Raw genomic sequence first — 16,642 nt, 5'->3', positions numbered from 1 at the left:
TCAGAGCCCGCTGCCGTTGGTGAGCTCCGGGTCGGAGCTGGCGTAGAGGCCATCCACACTGCCGGCCTTGGAGAACAGCAACACGATGCCCTTGGTGACCACCGTGCTGGGCGGCATGGGCACCTGCAGCGAGCCCGTGCCGTCCGTGGCGCTGAAATTGCTGTCGGTCATCACCGGGGGGCGGCCCAAGGTCTTGAACGAGGCGCCCAGCAACACGAGTTCAGAGCCATCCGCCTGCGCGATGGCGCAGGCCGTTTCGCCGTAGGAAATGCTCAGCGTGCTGCCCTCGACGGGTTGTTTGGCGGCCTGGTCCAGGAAGTAGCTGCAGTCGGCATAGTTGCCGTCAGCGCTGATCTTGCCCTGGACGTAATACGTGGTGATGGCGGTGGTGGTCATGGGACGTCCTCTCTGCGGATGGGGATGAACTCAACGGCGGCTCGCCAGCCAATCCCGAACCTGCGCGGTCTCGGGATCGGGCTCGCGCCCGGGGCACGACTGTGCAGCCAGCCAGGTGGCCGTGACCGCCTGGTCTGTGCGCAGGAATGCACGCATCCCGCTGACATCCGTCAGCACGGCGTCGCAAACATCGCGATACGCCGCAGCGGTGGCCGGCGTGCGCGCCAGCCATGCCTGGTCCAGCCAGGCCAGCGCTCGGGCGAGACGCTCATCCTCGGGCCGGGCCTTCAGGCCGTCTCGCAGGCGCTGCCGTGTCTCTTGCAACACCGCGTCGGCGGCATCCGGGCGCGTGCTGGGGTGTGCCGCATGCAGCCGGGCCCATCGCGCGCGGTCTGGCAGGCGCCGCAATTGCTGGGGTTGGCCACCGGCTTGCTCGATCTGCTCCAGTCGCGCGCGCAAGGCTGCGAGTTCGGCAGCCGTGCCCGGATGCCCGGCACGCAAGCGGGCCTCTTGCGCCATCAGTTCCGTCACCAGCAGGTCGATTTGCCAGGTCTTGTTGGTCGCGTCCAGCGCGGTGGCCTTGGTGAGCAGGGCCACGGCGGCTTGCAAGTCCGCCTGGGCGTTCTCCGGGTGGCCCTGGGTCAGCAAGGTTTCGCCCATCCAGCGGTGCAGCATGGCTTCGCGGAACAACCAAAGCCCATCGCCCGGGTGCTTCTCACGCACCGGGGCAATCTCGGCCAGGGCCTCGCCAAAGGTGCGCAGCGCAGCGCTGAACTCCCCGCGCCAGAGCTGGGTGGTGCCCAGGTAGCTGAGGCTGTTGGCGAGTTCAGCCGTCGGGCCGTCCCGTCGCGCCCCGTCCAGCGCCTGCAGGGCCTGGCGCTTGAGGGCAATCGATCGGGTGAAGGCCCCGTCGGCATCGGTCAATCGTCCGGCGTCCATGGCCATGCTGCCCAGGTTGGCGTAGGCATACGACAACTCCACCGCGGCCTCCATGTCCTGGGGAAGCGCCTCCAGCCAGCGCGCGCTGACCACGCGGTAGTCCTCGAACGACTGCTGAGCCGCCGGCAAGTCGCGCTTGAGCAGCATCACATGGCCCAGCCAGAAGGCCGCGGCACCCTGCGCCTTGCGCCACGCCGCCGTTTGCGCGGCCTCCGGCGGGTCCCCCTGCAGCAGCGCCCGCGCGGCGCGCAACGGCTCCAGGGCCGCATCTAGGTCGCGGCGCGTCACGCGCACTTCGCCGATGACGGTCAAGGCCTTGGCCCGCTGCAGCCGCTCGGTGGCGCTCGCGCGCGGGTCGTCAGCCAGGAAGCTCAAGGATTTGCTGCCCACGCTGTCCAGCAGCTCCAGCCGGCCGATCGGCCGCAGTTTCTCGGCGAACTCCCCCAGCATGTAAACGAGCAGGTCTTCCGCTTGATGGCGGCGCGCCTCGGCCTGGACCTCGGCCTGCTGCGCACGCTGGGCCTGCAGCACCGACACGCCGGTCAAGCCCAGCAGCGCGACCACGGCGGCGGAGCCTGCCGCCACCGCCCAACGGTGCCGGCGAACGAAGCGCCCCAGCACATAGAGCCGGCTGTCCGGTCGGGCCGCAATCGGCTCATGCGCCAGCCAGCGCTGCAGGTCGTCCGCCAAGGCCTGCGCATTGGCGTAACGCTCGCTCGGCGCCTTCTTGAGCGCCTTGGCCACGATGGTGTCCAGATCCCCGCGCAGCGCACGCGCTTGCGAGGCCGTGATCGGGTCGCCCTGCCGAACGGCCGCCTCAGACAAGGCACGCGGCACGTGTTCGACGATGGACTTGAGGCGATCCAGCTGCGTCTGCGTGTCCGCCTGAGTGGGGTGCGCACCGCTGAGCAGCAGGTACAGCAGCACGCCCAGCGCGTACACGTCAGTCGCGGTGGTCACGTCGGCCTGCTGCACCTGCTCGGGCGCGGCAAACTGCGGCGTGTAGGCATTGCCGGCATGCCGCGTCAGCTCGGTGGCACCTGCCCCCTCGGTGGCCTGCGCCTCGTCCTGCAGCAGCTTGGCAATGCCGAAGTCCAGCAGCTTCACCTCGCCCTGCGGGGTGACCAGGATGTTGCTGGGCTTGAGGTCGCGGTGCAGGATCAGGCGCGCATGGGCATGGCCCACGGCGGCCAGCACATCCAGGAACAGCCGCACCCGCGCTTCGATACCCAGCCGGTGCTGGCGGCAGTACGCGTCCAGCGGCTGGCCATCCACAAACTCCAGCACCAGGTAGGGTTGGCCCTCCTGCACGCCGGCGTCCAACAGCCGCGCAATGTGCGGGTGCGACAGCCGCGCCAGGATTTGGCCTTCACGGGCAAAGCGCCCGGCGTCTCCGGCCGCGAACAGCCCGGCTTTGAGGAACTTGACGGCCACCCGGCCTTCGAAGCGCCCATCGGCCCGCGTGGCCGTCCAGACGCTGCCCATGCCGCCCTGGCCGATGGGTCGCTCCAGCCGGTAGGGGCCGATGAGCTGCCCTTCCTGCTCGATGCCCGGGCCCGGCGCCGCGATGTTCAGTGCCGCCACGGCGGGCGCTTCCAAAAAATCGCTCTGCCCCGCCTCCCCTTCAGCAGCCAGGCAGCGGCGCAGTTCCTCGCCCAGTGCCGGGTCTTGCGCGGCCAGCGCCGCCAGTCGTTCGGCGCGCGCCGGGCCGTCCAGGTCCAGCAGTTCGTCCAGCAAGGGGCTCAGGGCCAGCCAGCGGGCTTTGTCCATCGTCATCACTCCGCGGCCGGTGTTGGGCGCCGCATCTCAGCCCTGAAGGCTCATGGCCAAAAAGATCTTGGCCTTCTGCCAGTCGCGTTGCACGGTGCGCTCGGTCACACCCAGCGCCTGCGCAATTTCCTGCTCCATCAAGCCGCCGAAGTAGCGCATCTCCACCACCTGGGCCAGGCGCGGCTCCACCTGCGCCATGTCGTCCAGCGCCTCGTGCACGCGCAGCACGTGCTCCTCGCTCTGCGGGACGAGGTCGGCCAGGGCGGTGTTCAGCGTCAGCGCCTGCACGCCGCCACCGCGCCGCTCGGCTTGGCGGGCACGCACCAGGTCGATGACCACACTGCGCATCGCACGGGCCACATAGGCCAGGAAATGCCGCCGGTCCGGGAAGTCCACCGCCGGCACGCCGTCCAGCCGCAGCCAGGCTTCATGCACGAGAGCCTGGGTGTCGAGCAGGGTCAGGTCGCCCGAGCGGCGCATCTGGCTGCGCGCCAGGCGTTGCAGGTCGGCATACAGCTGCGCCACCACCTGGTCGGCGGCGGCGCGGTCGCCCGCTTGGGCGGCCTTGAGCAATTGGGTGATGTCTTGCACCGGCCGCACTCTACCGGCAGCGCAGGCGCCTCTTGCCCGGTGCAAACACGACGGCAGTGCGGGGAAATCAAAAAAAGGTTTGTTGCCGATGTCGGGTTGCGGCGTGCGGCTGCGTTCATGAAAGCGAGGGCCAATTCGCCTTGATGTTCCAGGGAGGCCGGCAAGTGCCGGAGCTGAAAGGCGAACTGGCCCTCACCCACCCAGCCCTTCCCGTTGTCCGCACCGCATGCTGTCCGACACCACCGCCTCCGCACTGACCTCTGCTGAACTGCTGCACAGCGAATCCTTGATGGACGCCGACGCTCCCACGCCGTCTGCAGCCGGGCGCGGGGAGCACGCGGCGCCGGCGCTGCCGCGTGCCGCGTCGCTGGCGGCACTCGGCCCCATGCTGGCCCGCCAGCTGGCGAACAGCCGGCGCAGCGGCGAGTCCTTGAGCTTGCTGTGGATTGAAACGGAACTGCTTGAAGCCCACGCATCGGCCGATGAGCGCGCCGTTGAGGCGGCGATGACCGCCGCCGCCGGGCAGCGGCTGCGGCAGCGCGTGCGCGGTGTGGACGAGGTGATTCAAGTCGGCCACAACGCATTCGCCGTGTTGCTCAAGGGAGCTGCACCGGCCGACACCGCCATGGTGGAACAGCGCCTGAAACACGCGCTGGGCGGGGCCTACAGCGTCACGGAGCAACGCGTGTATGTGGGGGTGCGCATGGGCGTGGCGCACTTTCCGGACTGCGGCCGCACCGGCGCCGAACTGGCCGAGGCCGCACAACGCCAAGTCGCGCTGCACCACGGCCCCTGAACCCGAGCCGGGCGCGGCGCTCGGCGCTCACACCTCCAGCCACTCCTTGCGGATGTAGGCGTTGGCCCGCAGGTCGGCCGGGGTGCCTTCGAACACGATGCGGCCGTGGCCCATCACGTAGCAGCGCTCCGAGATTTCCATCGCGATCGCCAACTTCTGCTCCACCAGCAGCACGGCAATGCCCCGGTTCTTGAGTTCCTTCAGGTACTCGGCCACCAGCTCGACGATCTTGGGCGCCAGACCCTCGGTGGGCTCGTCGATCATGATGAGGTCCGGGTCGCCCATCAGCGTGCGGCACAGCGTGAGCATCTGCTGCTCGCCGCCCGAGAGCACGCCGGCCTCGGTGTGCTGACGCTCCTTCAGGCGCGGGAACATGCGGTACATGTCGTCAAAGCCCCAGCGTGAGGCTTTGCTGCCGCCCTTCTGCCCGAGCATCAGGTTCTGGTGCACGGTGAGCTTGGGGAAGATGTCGCGGTTCTCGGGCACATAGCCCAACCCGAGGTGCGCGATCTCATAGGCCTTGCGGCCCACGAGTTCCTGGTCACCCCATCGCACCGAGCCCTTGGCATCCACCTGCCCCATGATGGTCTTGACCGTGGTGGAGCGCCCGGCCCCGTTGCGGCCCAGCAGGCTGACGATTTCGCCAGGCCGCACCTGCAGGGTCACGCCGTGCAGCACGTGGCTCTTGCCGTAGAAGGCGTGGACGTTGTCCAGCTGCAGCACACGGCCCGCGGTCATGCGGCGGCTCCTGCAGCTTGTTGCTCGGCCAGCACCGAGCCGAGGTAGGCCTCCTGCACGCGCGCATTGGCACGCACTGCGTCCGGCGTGTCGAAGGCAATCACCTCACCGTACACCAGCACCGCAATCTTGTCGGCTAGGCCGAACACCACGCCCATGTCGTGCTCCACGGTCAGCAGGGTCTTGCCCTCGGTGACCTCGCGAATCAGTTGGATGAAGCGCTTGGTCTCGCTCTTGCTCATGCCGGCGGTGGGCTCGTCCAGCAAGATGACGCTGGAGCCGCCCGCGATGGTGATGCCGATCTCCAGCGCGCGCGCCTCGGCGTAGGTCAGGTTCATGGCCAGCACGTCACGGCGCTTGTCGAGCTTGATCATTTCCAGGATCTGCTCGGTGCGGTCGTTGGCATCCTCCAGGTCGGCCAGAAACTTCCAGAAGGCATAGCGGTGGCCCAGGCTCCACAGCACGGCGCACCGCACGTTCTCGAACACGCTCAACCGCGTGAACAGGTTGGACACCTGGAAGCTGCGCGACAGGCCCTGGCGGTTGATCTCAAACGGCTTGCGCCCGTCGATGCGCTGGCCGTGCAGGTGGATGCTGCCCGAGGTGGGCGCAAACCGGCCGCTGATGAGGTTGAACAGCGTGCTCTTGCCCGCGCCGTTCGGGCCAATGATGGCCACGCGCTCGCCGGGCTGAACCGCCAGGTTGGCGCCGCGAATGATTTCACTCTTGCCGAAGCTCTTGCGCACGTCGCGCAGTTCAAGCGCAAACGTCATAGCGCTTCCCTCCGCTTGATTTCTTTCTCGATGTCTTCCTGGATCTCGCCCCACTCGTGAACGTACTGGCGGCGCACCAGCTCGAACAAGGCCACGCCCACCACGATGAGCAGGCCGGCACCGAACCAAGCATCCAGGCCCGCGCTGTTCAGCGTGGCACCCATGAAGCGCAGTTCCGGCCCCAGCGCCTCGTTGAGCTGGCGGTGGTAGACCATCTCGATCATGGTGGCCGCGCCCACCAGGGCCGCCAGCGCCGTGCCGCCCAGCGCGAGGTAGCTCGTCCAGAGCTTGCGCAGCTTGCCGAACGCAGCCACGCGCAGGTTCATCAAGATCAAGCTGGCAAAGCCGCCCGGCGCGTACATCACCATGAACAGGAAGATGAGGCCGAGGTACAGCAGCCACGCCTTGGTGAGTTCGGACAGCAGCACGCCGCAGATCACCATCAACACCGCGCCGATGATGGGCCCAAAGAAGAACGTGGCCCCGCCGAGGAAGGTGAACAGCAGGTAGGCCCCGGAGCGGGTGGCATGCAGCACCTCGCCGTTGACAATTTCCGTGTTGATGGCACCCAGGCCGCCCGCGATGCCGGCAAAGAAGCCGGAGATGGTGAAGGCCATGAAGCGCACCCAGTGCGTGTCGTAGCCCACGAACTCCACGCGCTCGGGGTTGTCGCGCACGGCGTTCAACATGCGGCCCAGCGGCGTGCGCGTCAGCGCGAACATGGCCGCCGTGCAGATGAAGCAGTACACCGCCACGAGGTAGTACACCTGGATCTGCGGCCCGAAGCTGATGCCCCACACCGGCTGCCCCACCACGCGGTTGCTGGACACCCCGCCCTCGCCGCCGGAGAACTCCGGCAGCATCAGCGCCAGCGCAAACACGAGTTCACCCACGCCCAGCGTGATCATGGCGAACGGCGTGCCCGCCTTCTTGGTCGACACATAGCCCAGCAAGGCAGCCACCACGAGGCCTGCCACCCCGCCCACCAGCGGGATCAGGCTGACGGGCAAACCCAGCGTGCCCGCACCGGCCATGTTGAGCGCGTGAATGGCCAGAAACGCCCCCATGCCGCTGTACACCGCGTGCCCGAAGCTGAGCATGCCGCCCTGCCCCAGCAGCATGTTGTAGGCCAGGCAGGCAATGATGCCGATGCCCATTTGGGTGAGCATGGTTTGCGCGAGGCCACTCGTCCAGATGCGCGGCGCCACGAGCAGCGCCAGGGCAAACAAGCCCCACACCAGCCACCGCCCCACGTTGAGCGGTTTGAAATGGAATTCCTTGGGCTTGGACATCAATCCTCCCGCGTGCCGAGCAGGCCCTTGGGCCGGAAGATCAGGATCAGCACCATCAGCAGGTACGGCAGGATCTGCGCCACATCTTTCAAGGCCAATCGCAGCACGGGGTAGCCCGGCGTTTGCGGCGTGACGGTGACGCCGAGCGACGTCAACGCGGACGCCAGCGAGGCGTCCACCGTCAGCGGCAGCGTCTGCAGCAAGCCGATGACCAGCGAGCCCACAAAAGCGCCCGCCAGAGAACCGATGCCCCCCACGACCACCACCACGAAGATGATGGACCCGACGATGGCGGCCATGTTGGGCTCGGTCACGAAGGTGATGCCCCCGATCACGCCCGCCAGCGCTGCCAGTGCACAACCACTGCCAAACACCAGCATCAACACGCGCGGCACGTTGTGGCCCAAGGCCTCCACCATCTCCGGATGCGTGAGCGACGCCTGAATGACCAAGCCGACGCGGGTGCGCGTCAGCAACAACCACAGCGCCACCAGCATCAGCAAGGCCACCAGCATCATGAACGCGCGAGTCAGCGGGAAGGTCGAGCACAAGGCCGCCGCACACAGTTCCGGCCCTGCCTTGCCCAGCACGAAGGACACGCCCTGCGCAGGCGAGGAAATGATGGTGAACGCCGAACCCTGCAACGCCTCTGGCGGCGAGAACGGCACCGCCGTGCGCCCCCAGATCAACTGCACGAGCTCCAGGATGACGTAAGACAGGCCGAAGGTGATCAGCAGCTCCGGCACATGGCCGAACTTGTGAACCCGCCGCAAGGCGAACCGCTCAAACCCCGCGCCCAGCAAACCCACCAGCACTGGCGCCAGCAGCAGCGCGGGCCAGAACCCCACCACGCCCACCAGCGAATAGGCCACGTAAGCGCCCACCATGTAGAAGCTGGCGTGCGCAAAATTCAGCACGCCCATCATGCTGAAGATCAGCGTCAGGCCCGAGCTCAGCATGAAGAGCAGCAGGCCGGACGACAGACCGTTCAGCAGGTTGATGAAGACTTGATCCAAAAGGCCACCCTCAGAGCAATCGTTGCAAGATGAGCGCTGCGGTTGGCTCAGCTTGCGTCGCGAGCGGGTCGAGGTCGGGGTCGAGGCGCGCAGCCGTACTCCCGTACGGCGAGCACCACGAGCCCGAGATCGGCCCGCGCAGCAGCAAGATGAGTCGACCGGCTTAGCCCGGCCGCTTCATTTGGCAGGAGGTGGGGGTCGACGACACGTAGCTGTCGTACTGCTTCACCGGGGCCAGCGTCATGCCGGTTTTCTCGGGGCTGTAGGGGTACTTGGCGTCCGCCTTCTGCCAGACCGAGATGAACAGCGGCTGCTGGAGTTGGTGGTCGGTCTTGCGCATGGTGACTTCGCCGTTGAAGCTCTTCACCGACAGACCTTCCAGCGCGGCTGCCACCTTCACCGGGTCGGTGGACTTGGCATTGGCCATGGCCTGGCTCAGCATCGTGTAGATGTGCTGGATGCTCAACGTGTACATGTCATCGTTGAACTTCTTGTTGTACTCCTCAGCGTCCTTTTGTGCCTGACCGCCCATGTTGTAGTGGCTATAGGCCACCTGGAACACGCGACCTGCACCGCCGGTGCCCAGCGCCGTGGGCGTGCCGGTCACGCCGGTGTAGTACGTGAAGAACTTGCCGTTGTAGCCCGCCTCGTTGGCGGCCTTGACCAGCAGTGCCAAGTCCGAACCCCAGTTGCCGGTGATGACCGTGTCGGCACCGCTGGCCTTGATCTTGGCGACATAAGGCGCGAAGTCACGCACCTGCGCGAGCGGGTGCAGGTCTTCGCCGACGATCTGCACGTCAGGCCGCTTGCGGCCCAGCATTTCCTTGGCGTACTTGGCCACTTGGTGGCCGTGGGCGTAGTTCTGGTTCAGCAGGAACACCTTCTTGACGTCGGCCTGATCCTTCATGAACGTGGTCAGCGCCTCCATCTTCATCGAGGTGTCCGCGTCGAAGCGGAAGTGCCAGTAGCTGCACTTGCTGTTGGTCAGGTCCGGGTCCACCGCCGAGTAGTTCAGGTAGACGATTTCCTTGCCCGGGTTGCGCTCGTTGTGCTTGGCGACCGCATCGCTCAACGCCAGCGCCACGCTGGAGCCGTTGCCTTGCATGATGTAGCGAATGCCCTGGTCAGCCGCTGCCTTCAGCAGGTTCAGCGACTCCGCCGGGCTCAGCTTGTTGTCAAAGGTGACCACCTCGAACTTCACGCCAGCCGGGTTGCTCTTGTTGAACTTTTCACCCAGGAACTGGAAGGTCTTGACCTGGTTCTGGCCCACGGGACCCATCAGGCCGGAGAGCGCATCGATGTAGGCCAGCTTGACCGTTTCACCCTTCTGCGCCTGCGCACCGGCTGCAGCCATCGCCAGTGCGGCTGCCGCGGCCGCCATGCGAATCGGGGAGCGGGTCGAGATCGTGTCGAACATGCTTGTCTCCTGTGTTGTGGCTTGAATGTGAACGAAAGTTAATCCAGCGGGCCGGCGCCGCGATTGGGGGCTTACCCGGCCGCTCAAGCGGTGGGCAGCGTGTGGTTCAGGAACTGGTCACGCAACTTGAGTTTTTGCACCTTGCCCGTCGCGGTGTGCGGAATCTCTGGCACGAACACCACGTCATCCGGGATCTGCCACTTGGCGATGCGGCCCTCGTAGAAAGCCAGCATCTCCTCGCGCGTCAACGTGGCGTCGGGTTTCTTCACCACCACCAGCAGCGGCCGCTCGTCCCACTTCGGGTGCTTGGCCGCAATCACCGCCGCCTCATGCACGGCCGGGTGGGCCATCGCAATGTTTTCCAGATCGATGGACGAGATCCACTCGCCGCCGGACTTGATCACGTCCTTGCTGCGGTCGGTGATCTGCATGAAGCCATCGGCATCGATGGTGGCCACGTCGCCCGTCGGGAACCAGCCCGGTTCGCCGTCCACGCTCACCAGCGGTGAGGTGTCGTGGTTGAAGTACTTGGCAATGACCCAGTGCCCGCGCACGACCAGGTTGCCGGCGCTCTGACCGTCCCAGGGCAACGAACGACCGTCGTCGTCGATGATGGCCATGTCCACGCCGTAGATGGTGCGGCCCTGCTTTTCGAGCAGCCGCTGCTGCGCCTCGCGCGGCAAGGCCAGTTGCCGCGTGGTGAGCTTGGACAGCGTGCCCAGGGGCGACATCTCGGTCATGCCCCAGGCGTGAATCACTTCCACGCCGTAGTCGTCTTGCAGCGACTTCATCATCGCCGGCGGACACGCCGACCCACCGATGACGGTGCGCTTGAAGCTGGAGAACTTGAGGTTGTTGGCCTTCACGTAGTTCAGCAAGCCCAACCACACCGTGGGCACGCCGGCGCTGAAGCTGACCTGCTCGCCCTCGAACAGCTCATAAAGACTCTTGCCGTCCAGGTGCGGCCCGGGCATCACCAGCTTGCAACCCACGATGGCGGCGCTGTAGGGCAGCCCCCAAGCGTTCACATGGAACATGGGCACCACGGGCAGGATGACGTCGCGCCCCGAGCAGTCCATCGCGTCCGGCAGTGCTGCGGCGTATGCGTGCAGCACGGTCGAGCGGTGGCTGTACACGGCGCCCTTGGGGTTGCCGGTGGTGCCCGAGGTGTAGCAAATGCTGGACGCCGTGTTCTCGTCGAACTGCGGCCAGGCGTAGTCGCCACTCTCTGCCGCGAGCAGATCGTCAAAACAGAGCAAATTGGGAATCGCCGTGCCGGCGGGCATGTGCGCCCGGTCGGTCATCAGCACGAAGTGCTTCACCGACGTCAGGGCCGGCGCAATCTTCTCCACCAGCGGCAGGAAGGTCGCGTCAAAGCACAGCACCCGGTCGGCCGCGTCGTTGGCAATCCAGACGATCTGCTCCGGGAACAGGCGCGGATTGATGGTGTGGCACACCAAGCCCGCGCCCGACGTGCCGTAGTAAATCTCAAGGTGGCGGTAGCCGTTCCAGGCCAGGGTGCCCACGCGGTCGCCGGGCTCACAGCCCAAGCGCGCCAGGGCTTGCGCCGTTTGGCGAGAACGCTTCGCCACTTCACGCCACGTGGTGCGGTGCAGGTCGCCCTCCACGCGCTTGCTGACGATTTCGGTATCGCCCGAATGCCGCTCGGCGTGCCTCAGCAACGACGAAATCAGCAATGGGTCGGACATCATGCGGCCCATCAATGCCATGGTTGTCTCCTGGCGGTCTTGTCGGCCCAGTCTAGCCCCGCGCTCAAATCCCTCAACGTCACAACCGCGACCCCAAGCCCCCGGGGAAACACCCAGCCGAGCCAGGCAAAAGCCCCCTCACTAAACTGGGGCAATGCATCCGTTTGACGGTCTGACCTGGACCCACCGCTTCGCCGAACTCGGGCCGAACTTCTTCACCGAACTCCCGCCCCAAGGCCTGCCGGACCCGCATTGGGTGGCACGCAGCCCCGCATGCGCCGAACTGCTGGGCTGGCCCGCACACTGGGCCGACGCCCCGCAAGCGCTCGACGCGATGGCAGGGCGCGCCTGCTGGCCCGGCATGCGGCCGCTGGCCACCGTCTACAGCGGGCACCAGTTCGGGGTGTGGGCCGGCCAGTTGGGCGACGGCCGGGCACTGTGGCTGGGCGAAGTGGCCACGCCCCACGGCCCGCACGAACTGCAACTCAAGGGCGCCGGGCTCACGCCCTATTCCCGCCGGGGCGATGGGCGCGCCGTGCTGCGCTCGTCCATCCGCGAGTTCCTGTGTTCCGAGGCCATGGCCGCCCTGGGCGTGCCCACGACCCGTGCCCTGTGCATCACCGGCTCCGCCTTGCCCGTGATGCGCGAACGTGTTGAAACCGCCGCCGTGGTGACGCGGGTGGCACCCAGCTTCGTGCGCTTCGGCCACTTCGAGCACTTCGCCCACCACGGGCAGCCCGAGGCCCTGCGGCAACTGGCCGACTGGTTCATTCGCCACCACGCCCCGGAGTGCGCCGAAGCGCCGCAGCCCGTGGTGGCCTTGCTGGCCCGCGTGGCGCGTCAGACCGCGGAGCTGATGGCGCATTGGCAATCGCTGGGGTTCTGTCACGGCGTCATGAACACCGACAACATGTCCATGCTGGGCCTCACGCTGGACTACGGCCCCTTCGGCTTCATGGACGCCTTCGACCCGGGCCACATCTGCAACCACAGCGACGACCGCGGCCGCTACGCCTACGCGCGTCAACCCGCCGTCGCCTTCTGGAACCTGCATGCCCTCGCGCAGGCACTGCTGCCGCTGATGCCGGGCGAGCCCGAGGCCGCCGGTGAACAACTGCTGGACGCCGTGGAGGGCTACCGCAGCCACTTCGCCCAGGCCATGCAGCAGCGCATGGGCGCCAAGCTCGGCCTTGCCGGCAGTGACGCGAGCGATCAGGCCCTGATCGACGACTTTCTGAAACTCATGGCCGCCTCGCGCACCGACTTCACCCTGAGCTTTCGCCGCCTGGCCGACGCCTGGCACACGCCCGAGCCGCTGCGCGACCTGTTCATCGACCGCGACGCGCTGGACGCCTGGCTGGCCCGCTGGCGCCAGCGCACCACGGCGTCGGCGCAGGCCGGCATGCGGGCGGTCAATCCGGCCGTGGTGCTGCGCAACCACCTCGCCGAAGGCGCCATCCGCGCGGCCGAGCGCGGCGACTTCAGCGAAACCGAGCGCCTGCTGAAAGTTCTGAGCCGCCCGTTCGACGAACCCGAGAACCCCGGCGACGCAGCCCTGCCGCCCGACTGGGCCTCCACCCTTGAAGTGTCCTGTTCATCATGAGCCACGATTCCAGCAAGACCTACCCCGTCCAGAAGACCGATGCCGAGTGGCGCGAGCAGCTCGACCCGATGCAGTACCAGGTGGCCCGCCATGCCGCCACCGAACGCGCCTTCACCGGCAAGTACTGGGACCACTTCGAGCACGGCCGCTACAACTGTGTCGGCTGCGGCACGCCGCTGTTCGAGGCGGACACCAAGTTCGACGCCGGCTGCGGCTGGCCCAGCTACTGGGCGCCGGTGAACGGCGAAGTCATCGAGCGCGTGGTGGACCGCAGCCACGGCATGGTGCGCGTGGAGGTGCGTTGCAACCGCTGCGGCTCGCACCTGGGGCATGTCTTCCCCGACGGCCCGCAGCCCACGGGCGAGCGTTACTGCATCAACTCGGCCGCGATTGATTTCGTGGCCGACAATTCCGCCCCATGAAACTGCTGCTCGACTTCCTGCCGCTGATCCTGTTCTTCGTCGCCTTCAAGGGCGCCGAAGGCAACCCGGACGCTGCGGCCGCCCTGGCCACACAGCACTTCGGTTTTCTGGTGCAAGGCGGCACCGTTGGTCCGCAGGAAGCACCTGTGCTGCTGGCCACCGTGGTGGTGATGCTGGCCACCCTCGCCCAGGCCGCCGTGCTGAAGCTGCGCGGCAAGAAGATCGACCTGATGCTGTGGATCAGCCTCGCGCTGGTGGTGGTGCTGGGCGGCGCCACCGTCTGGTTCCACAACGACACCTTCATCAAGTGGAAGCCCACCGGCCTGCACTGGGCCATGGCGCTCACGCTGTGGATCTCGCAGGCCTGGTTCGGAAAGAACCTGATCCAGAAGATGCTGGGGGCAGAGCTGCACCTGCCGGACGCCGTGTGGCTGCGCCTGAACCGCGCCTGGGTGCTGTTCTTCGCCGCCATGGGCGTGGCCAACCTGTACGTGGCCTATCACTTCACCACGTCAGCATGGGCCAACTTCAAGGTGTTCGGCGTCACCGGGCTCATCGTGCTGTTCACGCTGGCCCAAGGCCTGTACCTGGGCAAGCACCTGCCGCCCGAAGAAGGGCCCAAGGCATGAGCTCGCTGACCCAAGACATCGAAGCGCGGCTGCGCGCCGAACTGGCTCCGACCGAACTCACGCTGCGTGACGACAGCGCCCTGCACGCCGGCCACGCCGGGGCCAAGGAAGGCGGCCACTTTCACGTGGCTGTCGTGTCCGATCGCTTTACCGGACTGCAACGGGTGGCCCGCCATCGCCTCGTTTATCATTGTTTGTCCGACCTGATGCAGCGTGGCATTCACGCGCTGGCCATCGACGCCCGAGCCCCGGGCGAGCGTTGATCAGGTCGAGCGTGATCGAACCGCGCGCCCTGACCGGGCGCGATTTTTTTAGCCTGATTCACACCTACTCATGAAGAAGTTTGCGCTCGCCGCCGTCGTCGCGGCCACCGTTTCGGCCCTGCTGCCGGCTGCTGCAGTCGCGCAGAACGTCGCCACCGTCAACGGCAAGGCCGTGCCGAAGGCTCGCGTCGAGGCGTTGATCCAGCAGGTCACCAAGAGCGGCCAGCAACAGCGTTCGCCCGAACTGGAAGCCCAGGTCAAGGACGAAGTCGTGCGCCGCGAAATCTTCATGCAGGAAGCCGAGAAGCGCGGCGTGCCGCAAAGCGCCGACTACAAGGCCCAGATGGAACTCGCCCGCCAGATGCTGCTGATCCGCGGCCTGATGGAGGACTTCAAGGCCAAGAACGCGGTCAGCGACGCTGATGCCCAAGCCGAGTACGACAAGTTCAAGGCCGCCAACAGCGGCCAGGAATACCGTGCCCGCCACATCCTGGTGGACAAGGAAGAAGACGCCAAGGCCCTGATCGCCCAGATCAAGGCCGGCGCCAGCTTTGAAGACCTGGCCAAGAAGAACTCCAAGGACACCGGCTCTGCCCAGAACGGTGGCGACCTGGACTTCGCCAACCCCAACAACTTCGTGCCCGAATTCAGCAAGGCCATGGTGGCCCTGCAAAAGGGTGAAGTGACCGCCGAGCCCGTGAAGAGCCAGTTTGGCTACCACGTCATCAAGCTGGAAGACACCCGCCCGGCGTCCTTCCCGGCGTTCGACGATGTGAAGGCGCAAATCAAGCAGCGCATCGAACAGCAGAAGATGGCCGAATTCCAGGAAAGCCTGGTGAAGAAGGCCAAGACGGACTACACCTTCAGCAAGTAATCGGCCGCCACGGCTGCCTTCCGCAGCCGCGCCGCCACCGAAGCCCGCAGCGCCTTGCGCCCTGCGGGCTTTTTCGTTTTCAGGCGGCCAATCGCCCGGCCTCAATGCGCAATTGGCGGTCGCAGCGCGCCGCGATTTCGCGGTCGTGGGTGACAAGCACCAGGGTCGTGCCGGCCTCGCGGTTGAGTTCGAACATCAGCTCCATCACGGCGGCGCCTGTGGCGAAGTCGAGGCTGCCGGTGGGTTCGTCCGCCAGCAGCAGCGCCGGACGCTGCACGAACGCGCGGGCCAGCGCCACGCGTTGCTGCTCTCCGCCCGAGAGCACGCGCGGGTAGTGCGACAGGCGCTCACCCAGGCCCACGCGCGCCAGCATCGCCGCGGCTTGATCGCGGGCCTGGCGGTCGCCGCGCAACTCCAGCGGCAGCATCACGTTCTCCAGCGCATTCAGGTTGGGCAGCAGCTGAAAGCTCTGGAACACGAAGCCCAGCTCTTGCGCCCGCAGCGCGGCGCGCGCGTCTTCATCCAGCACGAACAGGTCTTGCCCGCGCAGCCGAACGTGGCCACTGCTGGGCGTGTCCAGCCCCGCGAGGATGGCCAGCAGCGTGCTCTTGCCCGAGCCCGAGGCACCGACGATGGCCACCGATTCCTGCGCCGCGAGGGAGAAACTGATGTCATGCAGAATCGTCAGCTCCCCGGCGGCGTCACAAACGCGCTTGGTGATGTGATCAACTTGAACAAGGACTTCGGGCATGTCGGGATTGCGTCGGCGGGCGTTGGTGGCGCACTGTAGCTTGGGGGTGCTGCTCGGCGCGTCCTCAGGGACATGGGCCGCCGCGCAAGGCCCGGTGGTGCTGGTGGTGGGCGACAGCCTGTCGGCCGAATACGGCCTCAAGGCCGGCGACGGCTGGGTGGCCTTGCTGCAGCAACGGCTCACCGCGCAGAAGAAGCCGCATCGGGTGGTGAACGCCAGCATCAGTGGCGACACCACGGCCGGGGGGCGCAGCCGGTTGCCGGCCGCGCTGAAGGCGCACCGCCCGTCGGTGGTGGTGGTGGAACTGGGCGGCAACGACGCACTGCGCGGCCTGCCCTTGGCCAGCACCCGTGACAACCTGCTGGCCATGACGCAAGCGGCTCAGGCGGCTGGCGCCAAAGTGCTGATCGTGGGCATGCAAGTGCCGCCCAATTACGGCGCAGCGTACACGCGCGATTTCGAGGCGGTGTTCGCGGATGTGGCCCGGCAAACCAAGGCGCCGCTGGTGCCCTTCCTGCTCAAGGGCGTGGCCGACCGGGCCGATGCCGCCGACTGGTTCCAGCCCGACCGCATTCACCCGGTGGCACGCGCCCACCCGGTGATGCTGGACAACGTGTGGGCGGCCCTCTCACGGCTGCTCTGAAGCCGGCGCGGCCGGCTTCA

17 protein-coding genes are annotated in these 16,642 nt (G+C 66.9%); 7 read left to right on the top strand and 10 right to left on the bottom strand.

Features of this window, described 5'->3' with window-relative positions:
* From ACG01O_RS04395 to ACG01O_RS04385, 3 genes are read right to left on the bottom strand one after another with little or no spacing between them, the layout of a single operon-like run.
* The gene (locus ACG01O_RS04395) at nucleotides 1-396 is read right to left on the bottom strand and encodes a hypothetical protein (protein ID WP_394381731.1); all 396 of its coding nucleotides are present in this window, start codon (nucleotides 394-396) and stop codon (nucleotides 1-3) included.
* Between the two features lie 30 nt (nucleotides 397-426).
* Nucleotides 427-3,105 (bottom strand): serine/threonine-protein kinase, encoded by a 2,679-nt coding sequence (locus ACG01O_RS04390; protein ID WP_394381729.1) that lies wholly within the window; start codon nucleotides 3,103-3,105, stop codon nucleotides 427-429.
* A 36-nt stretch (nucleotides 3,106-3,141) separates the two neighbouring features.
* Nucleotides 3,142-3,696: an ECF-type sigma factor gene (locus ACG01O_RS04385; protein WP_394381727.1), complete on the bottom strand. Its 555-nt coding sequence runs from the start codon at nucleotides 3,694-3,696 to the stop codon at nucleotides 3,142-3,144.
* 226 nt (nucleotides 3,697-3,922) lie between these two features.
* On the opposite strand from ACG01O_RS04385, the gene ACG01O_RS04380 reads away from it, so the two are divergent.
* Entirely contained in the window at nucleotides 3,923-4,492 is a 570-nt protein-coding gene (locus ACG01O_RS04380; RefSeq protein ID WP_394381725.1) for a diguanylate cyclase domain-containing protein, read from the top strand.
* Between the two features lie 27 nt (nucleotides 4,493-4,519).
* Here the strand turns inward: ACG01O_RS04380 and ACG01O_RS04375 are convergent, their stop codons facing one another.
* From ACG01O_RS04375 to ACG01O_RS04350, 6 genes are all read right to left on the bottom strand, one after another.
* On the bottom strand, nucleotides 4,520-5,230 hold the full coding sequence (locus tag ACG01O_RS04375; protein WP_394381724.1) for an ABC transporter ATP-binding protein: 711 nt from the start codon (nucleotides 5,228-5,230) through the stop codon (nucleotides 4,520-4,522).
* Nucleotides 5,227-6,003 carry an ABC transporter ATP-binding protein gene (locus ACG01O_RS04370; protein ID WP_394381722.1) on the bottom strand — a complete coding sequence of 259 codons (777 nt, stop codon included), beginning with the start codon at nucleotides 6,001-6,003 and terminating at the stop codon, nucleotides 5,227-5,229. Before ACG01O_RS04370 ends, ACG01O_RS04375 begins: the two co-directional genes overlap by 4 nt.
* Nucleotides 6,000-7,295 (bottom strand): branched-chain amino acid ABC transporter permease, encoded by a 1,296-nt coding sequence (locus ACG01O_RS04365; RefSeq protein ID WP_394381720.1) that lies wholly within the window; start codon nucleotides 7,293-7,295, stop codon nucleotides 6,000-6,002. Before ACG01O_RS04365 ends, ACG01O_RS04370 begins: the two co-directional genes overlap by 4 nt.
* On the bottom strand, nucleotides 7,295-8,254 hold the full coding sequence (locus tag ACG01O_RS04360) for a branched-chain amino acid ABC transporter permease (protein WP_394382514.1): 960 nt from the start codon (nucleotides 8,252-8,254) through the stop codon (nucleotides 7,295-7,297). Before ACG01O_RS04360 ends, ACG01O_RS04365 begins: the two co-directional genes overlap by 1 nt.
* A gap of 220 nt (nucleotides 8,255-8,474) precedes the next feature.
* Nucleotides 8,475-9,728 (bottom strand): branched-chain amino acid ABC transporter substrate-binding protein, encoded by a 1,254-nt coding sequence (locus ACG01O_RS04355; protein ID WP_394381718.1) that lies wholly within the window; start codon nucleotides 9,726-9,728, stop codon nucleotides 8,475-8,477.
* An 83-nt stretch (nucleotides 9,729-9,811) separates the two neighbouring features.
* On the bottom strand, nucleotides 9,812-11,458 hold the full coding sequence (locus ACG01O_RS04350; RefSeq protein WP_394381716.1) for a 3-(methylthio)propionyl-CoA ligase: 1,647 nt from the start codon (nucleotides 11,456-11,458) through the stop codon (nucleotides 9,812-9,814).
* A 133-nt stretch (nucleotides 11,459-11,591) separates the two neighbouring features.
* Here ACG01O_RS04350 and ACG01O_RS04345 point away from each other — a divergent pair, with 133 nt between their 5' ends.
* The 5 genes from ACG01O_RS04345 (at nucleotide 11,592) to ACG01O_RS04325 (ending at nucleotide 15,228) form a co-directional block, all read left to right on the top strand.
* Complete coding sequence (locus ACG01O_RS04345; protein WP_394381714.1) at nucleotides 11,592-13,040, top strand: protein adenylyltransferase SelO; 1,449 nt, start codon at nucleotides 11,592-11,594, stop codon at nucleotides 13,038-13,040.
* Nucleotides 13,037-13,462: a peptide-methionine (R)-S-oxide reductase MsrB gene (gene msrB, locus ACG01O_RS04340; RefSeq protein ID WP_394381713.1), complete on the top strand. Its 426-nt coding sequence runs from the start codon at nucleotides 13,037-13,039 to the stop codon at nucleotides 13,460-13,462. Before ACG01O_RS04345 ends, msrB begins: the two co-directional genes overlap by 4 nt.
* Nucleotides 13,459-14,091 carry a septation protein A gene (locus ACG01O_RS04335; protein WP_394381711.1) on the top strand — a complete coding sequence of 211 codons (633 nt, stop codon included), beginning with the start codon at nucleotides 13,459-13,461 and terminating at the stop codon, nucleotides 14,089-14,091. Before msrB ends, ACG01O_RS04335 begins: the two co-directional genes overlap by 4 nt.
* The gene (locus tag ACG01O_RS04330; RefSeq protein ID WP_394381709.1) at nucleotides 14,088-14,354 is read left to right on the top strand and encodes a BolA family protein; all 267 of its coding nucleotides are present in this window, start codon (nucleotides 14,088-14,090) and stop codon (nucleotides 14,352-14,354) included. Before ACG01O_RS04335 ends, ACG01O_RS04330 begins: the two co-directional genes overlap by 4 nt.
* 70 nt (nucleotides 14,355-14,424) lie before the next feature.
* Nucleotides 14,425-15,228, top strand: coding sequence for a peptidylprolyl isomerase (locus ACG01O_RS04325; protein WP_394381707.1), 804 nt, complete (start codon nucleotides 14,425-14,427; stop codon nucleotides 15,226-15,228).
* Nucleotides 15,229-15,307: 79 nt separating this feature from the next.
* On the opposite strand, the gene ACG01O_RS04320 is transcribed toward ACG01O_RS04325, so the two are convergent.
* On the bottom strand, nucleotides 15,308-15,979 hold the full coding sequence (locus tag ACG01O_RS04320) for an ABC transporter ATP-binding protein (RefSeq protein WP_394381705.1): 672 nt from the start codon (nucleotides 15,977-15,979) through the stop codon (nucleotides 15,308-15,310).
* Here ACG01O_RS04320 and ACG01O_RS04315 point away from each other — a divergent pair.
* On the top strand, nucleotides 15,978-16,622 hold the full coding sequence (locus ACG01O_RS04315; RefSeq protein ID WP_394381703.1) for an arylesterase: 645 nt from the start codon (nucleotides 15,978-15,980) through the stop codon (nucleotides 16,620-16,622). The two genes, ACG01O_RS04320 and ACG01O_RS04315, sit on opposite strands and share 2 nt — an antisense overlap.
* Nucleotides 16,623-16,642 lie beyond the last annotated feature (20 nt).

Source organism: Pelomonas baiyunensis, assembly GCF_043555935.1.
GTDB lineage: Bacteria > Pseudomonadota > Gammaproteobacteria > Burkholderiales > Burkholderiaceae_C > Pelomonas > Pelomonas baiyunensis.
This window is presented reverse-complemented; position numbering and strand designations above follow the sequence as displayed.

Excerpts from the sequence above, each read along its gene's own strand:
- ACG01O_RS04375 (WP_394381724.1), bottom strand. The coding sequence starts at position 5,230 with ATGACCGCGGGCCGTGTGCTGCAGCTGGACAACGTCCACGCCTTCTAC.
- ACG01O_RS04370 (WP_394381722.1), bottom strand. The coding sequence starts at position 6,003 with ATGACGTTTGCGCTTGAACTGCGCGACGTGCGCAAGAGCTTCGGCAAG.
- ACG01O_RS04315 (WP_394381703.1), top strand. The coding sequence starts at position 15,978 with ATGTCGGGATTGCGTCGGCGGGCGTTGGTGGCGCACTGTAGCTTGGGG.
- msrB (WP_394381713.1), top strand. The coding sequence starts at position 13,037 with ATGAGCCACGATTCCAGCAAGACCTACCCCGTCCAGAAGACCGATGCC.
- ACG01O_RS04330 (WP_394381709.1), top strand. The coding sequence starts at position 14,088 with ATGAGCTCGCTGACCCAAGACATCGAAGCGCGGCTGCGCGCCGAACTG.
- ACG01O_RS04345 (WP_394381714.1), top strand. The coding sequence starts at position 11,592 with ATGCATCCGTTTGACGGTCTGACCTGGACCCACCGCTTCGCCGAACTC.
- ACG01O_RS04360 (WP_394382514.1), bottom strand. The coding sequence starts at position 8,254 with ATGCTGAGCTCGGGCCTGACGCTGATCTTCAGCATGATGGGCGTGCTG.
- ACG01O_RS04390 (WP_394381729.1), bottom strand. The coding sequence starts at position 3,105 with ATGGACAAAGCCCGCTGGCTGGCCCTGAGCCCCTTGCTGGACGAACTG.
- ACG01O_RS04395 (WP_394381731.1), bottom strand. The coding sequence starts at position 396 with ATGACCACCACCGCCATCACCACGTATTACGTCCAGGGCAAGATCAGC.
- ACG01O_RS04380 (WP_394381725.1), top strand. The coding sequence starts at position 3,923 with ATGCTGTCCGACACCACCGCCTCCGCACTGACCTCTGCTGAACTGCTG.
- ACG01O_RS04335 (WP_394381711.1), top strand. The coding sequence starts at position 13,459 with ATGAAACTGCTGCTCGACTTCCTGCCGCTGATCCTGTTCTTCGTCGCC.
- ACG01O_RS04320 (WP_394381705.1), bottom strand. The coding sequence starts at position 15,979 with ATGCCCGAAGTCCTTGTTCAAGTTGATCACATCACCAAGCGCGTTTGT.
- ACG01O_RS04350 (WP_394381716.1), bottom strand. The coding sequence starts at position 11,458 with ATGGCATTGATGGGCCGCATGATGTCCGACCCATTGCTGATTTCGTCG.
- ACG01O_RS04355 (WP_394381718.1), bottom strand. The coding sequence starts at position 9,728 with ATGTTCGACACGATCTCGACCCGCTCCCCGATTCGCATGGCGGCCGCG.
- ACG01O_RS04325 (WP_394381707.1), top strand. The coding sequence starts at position 14,425 with ATGAAGAAGTTTGCGCTCGCCGCCGTCGTCGCGGCCACCGTTTCGGCC.
- ACG01O_RS04365 (WP_394381720.1), bottom strand. The coding sequence starts at position 7,295 with ATGTCCAAGCCCAAGGAATTCCATTTCAAACCGCTCAACGTGGGGCGG.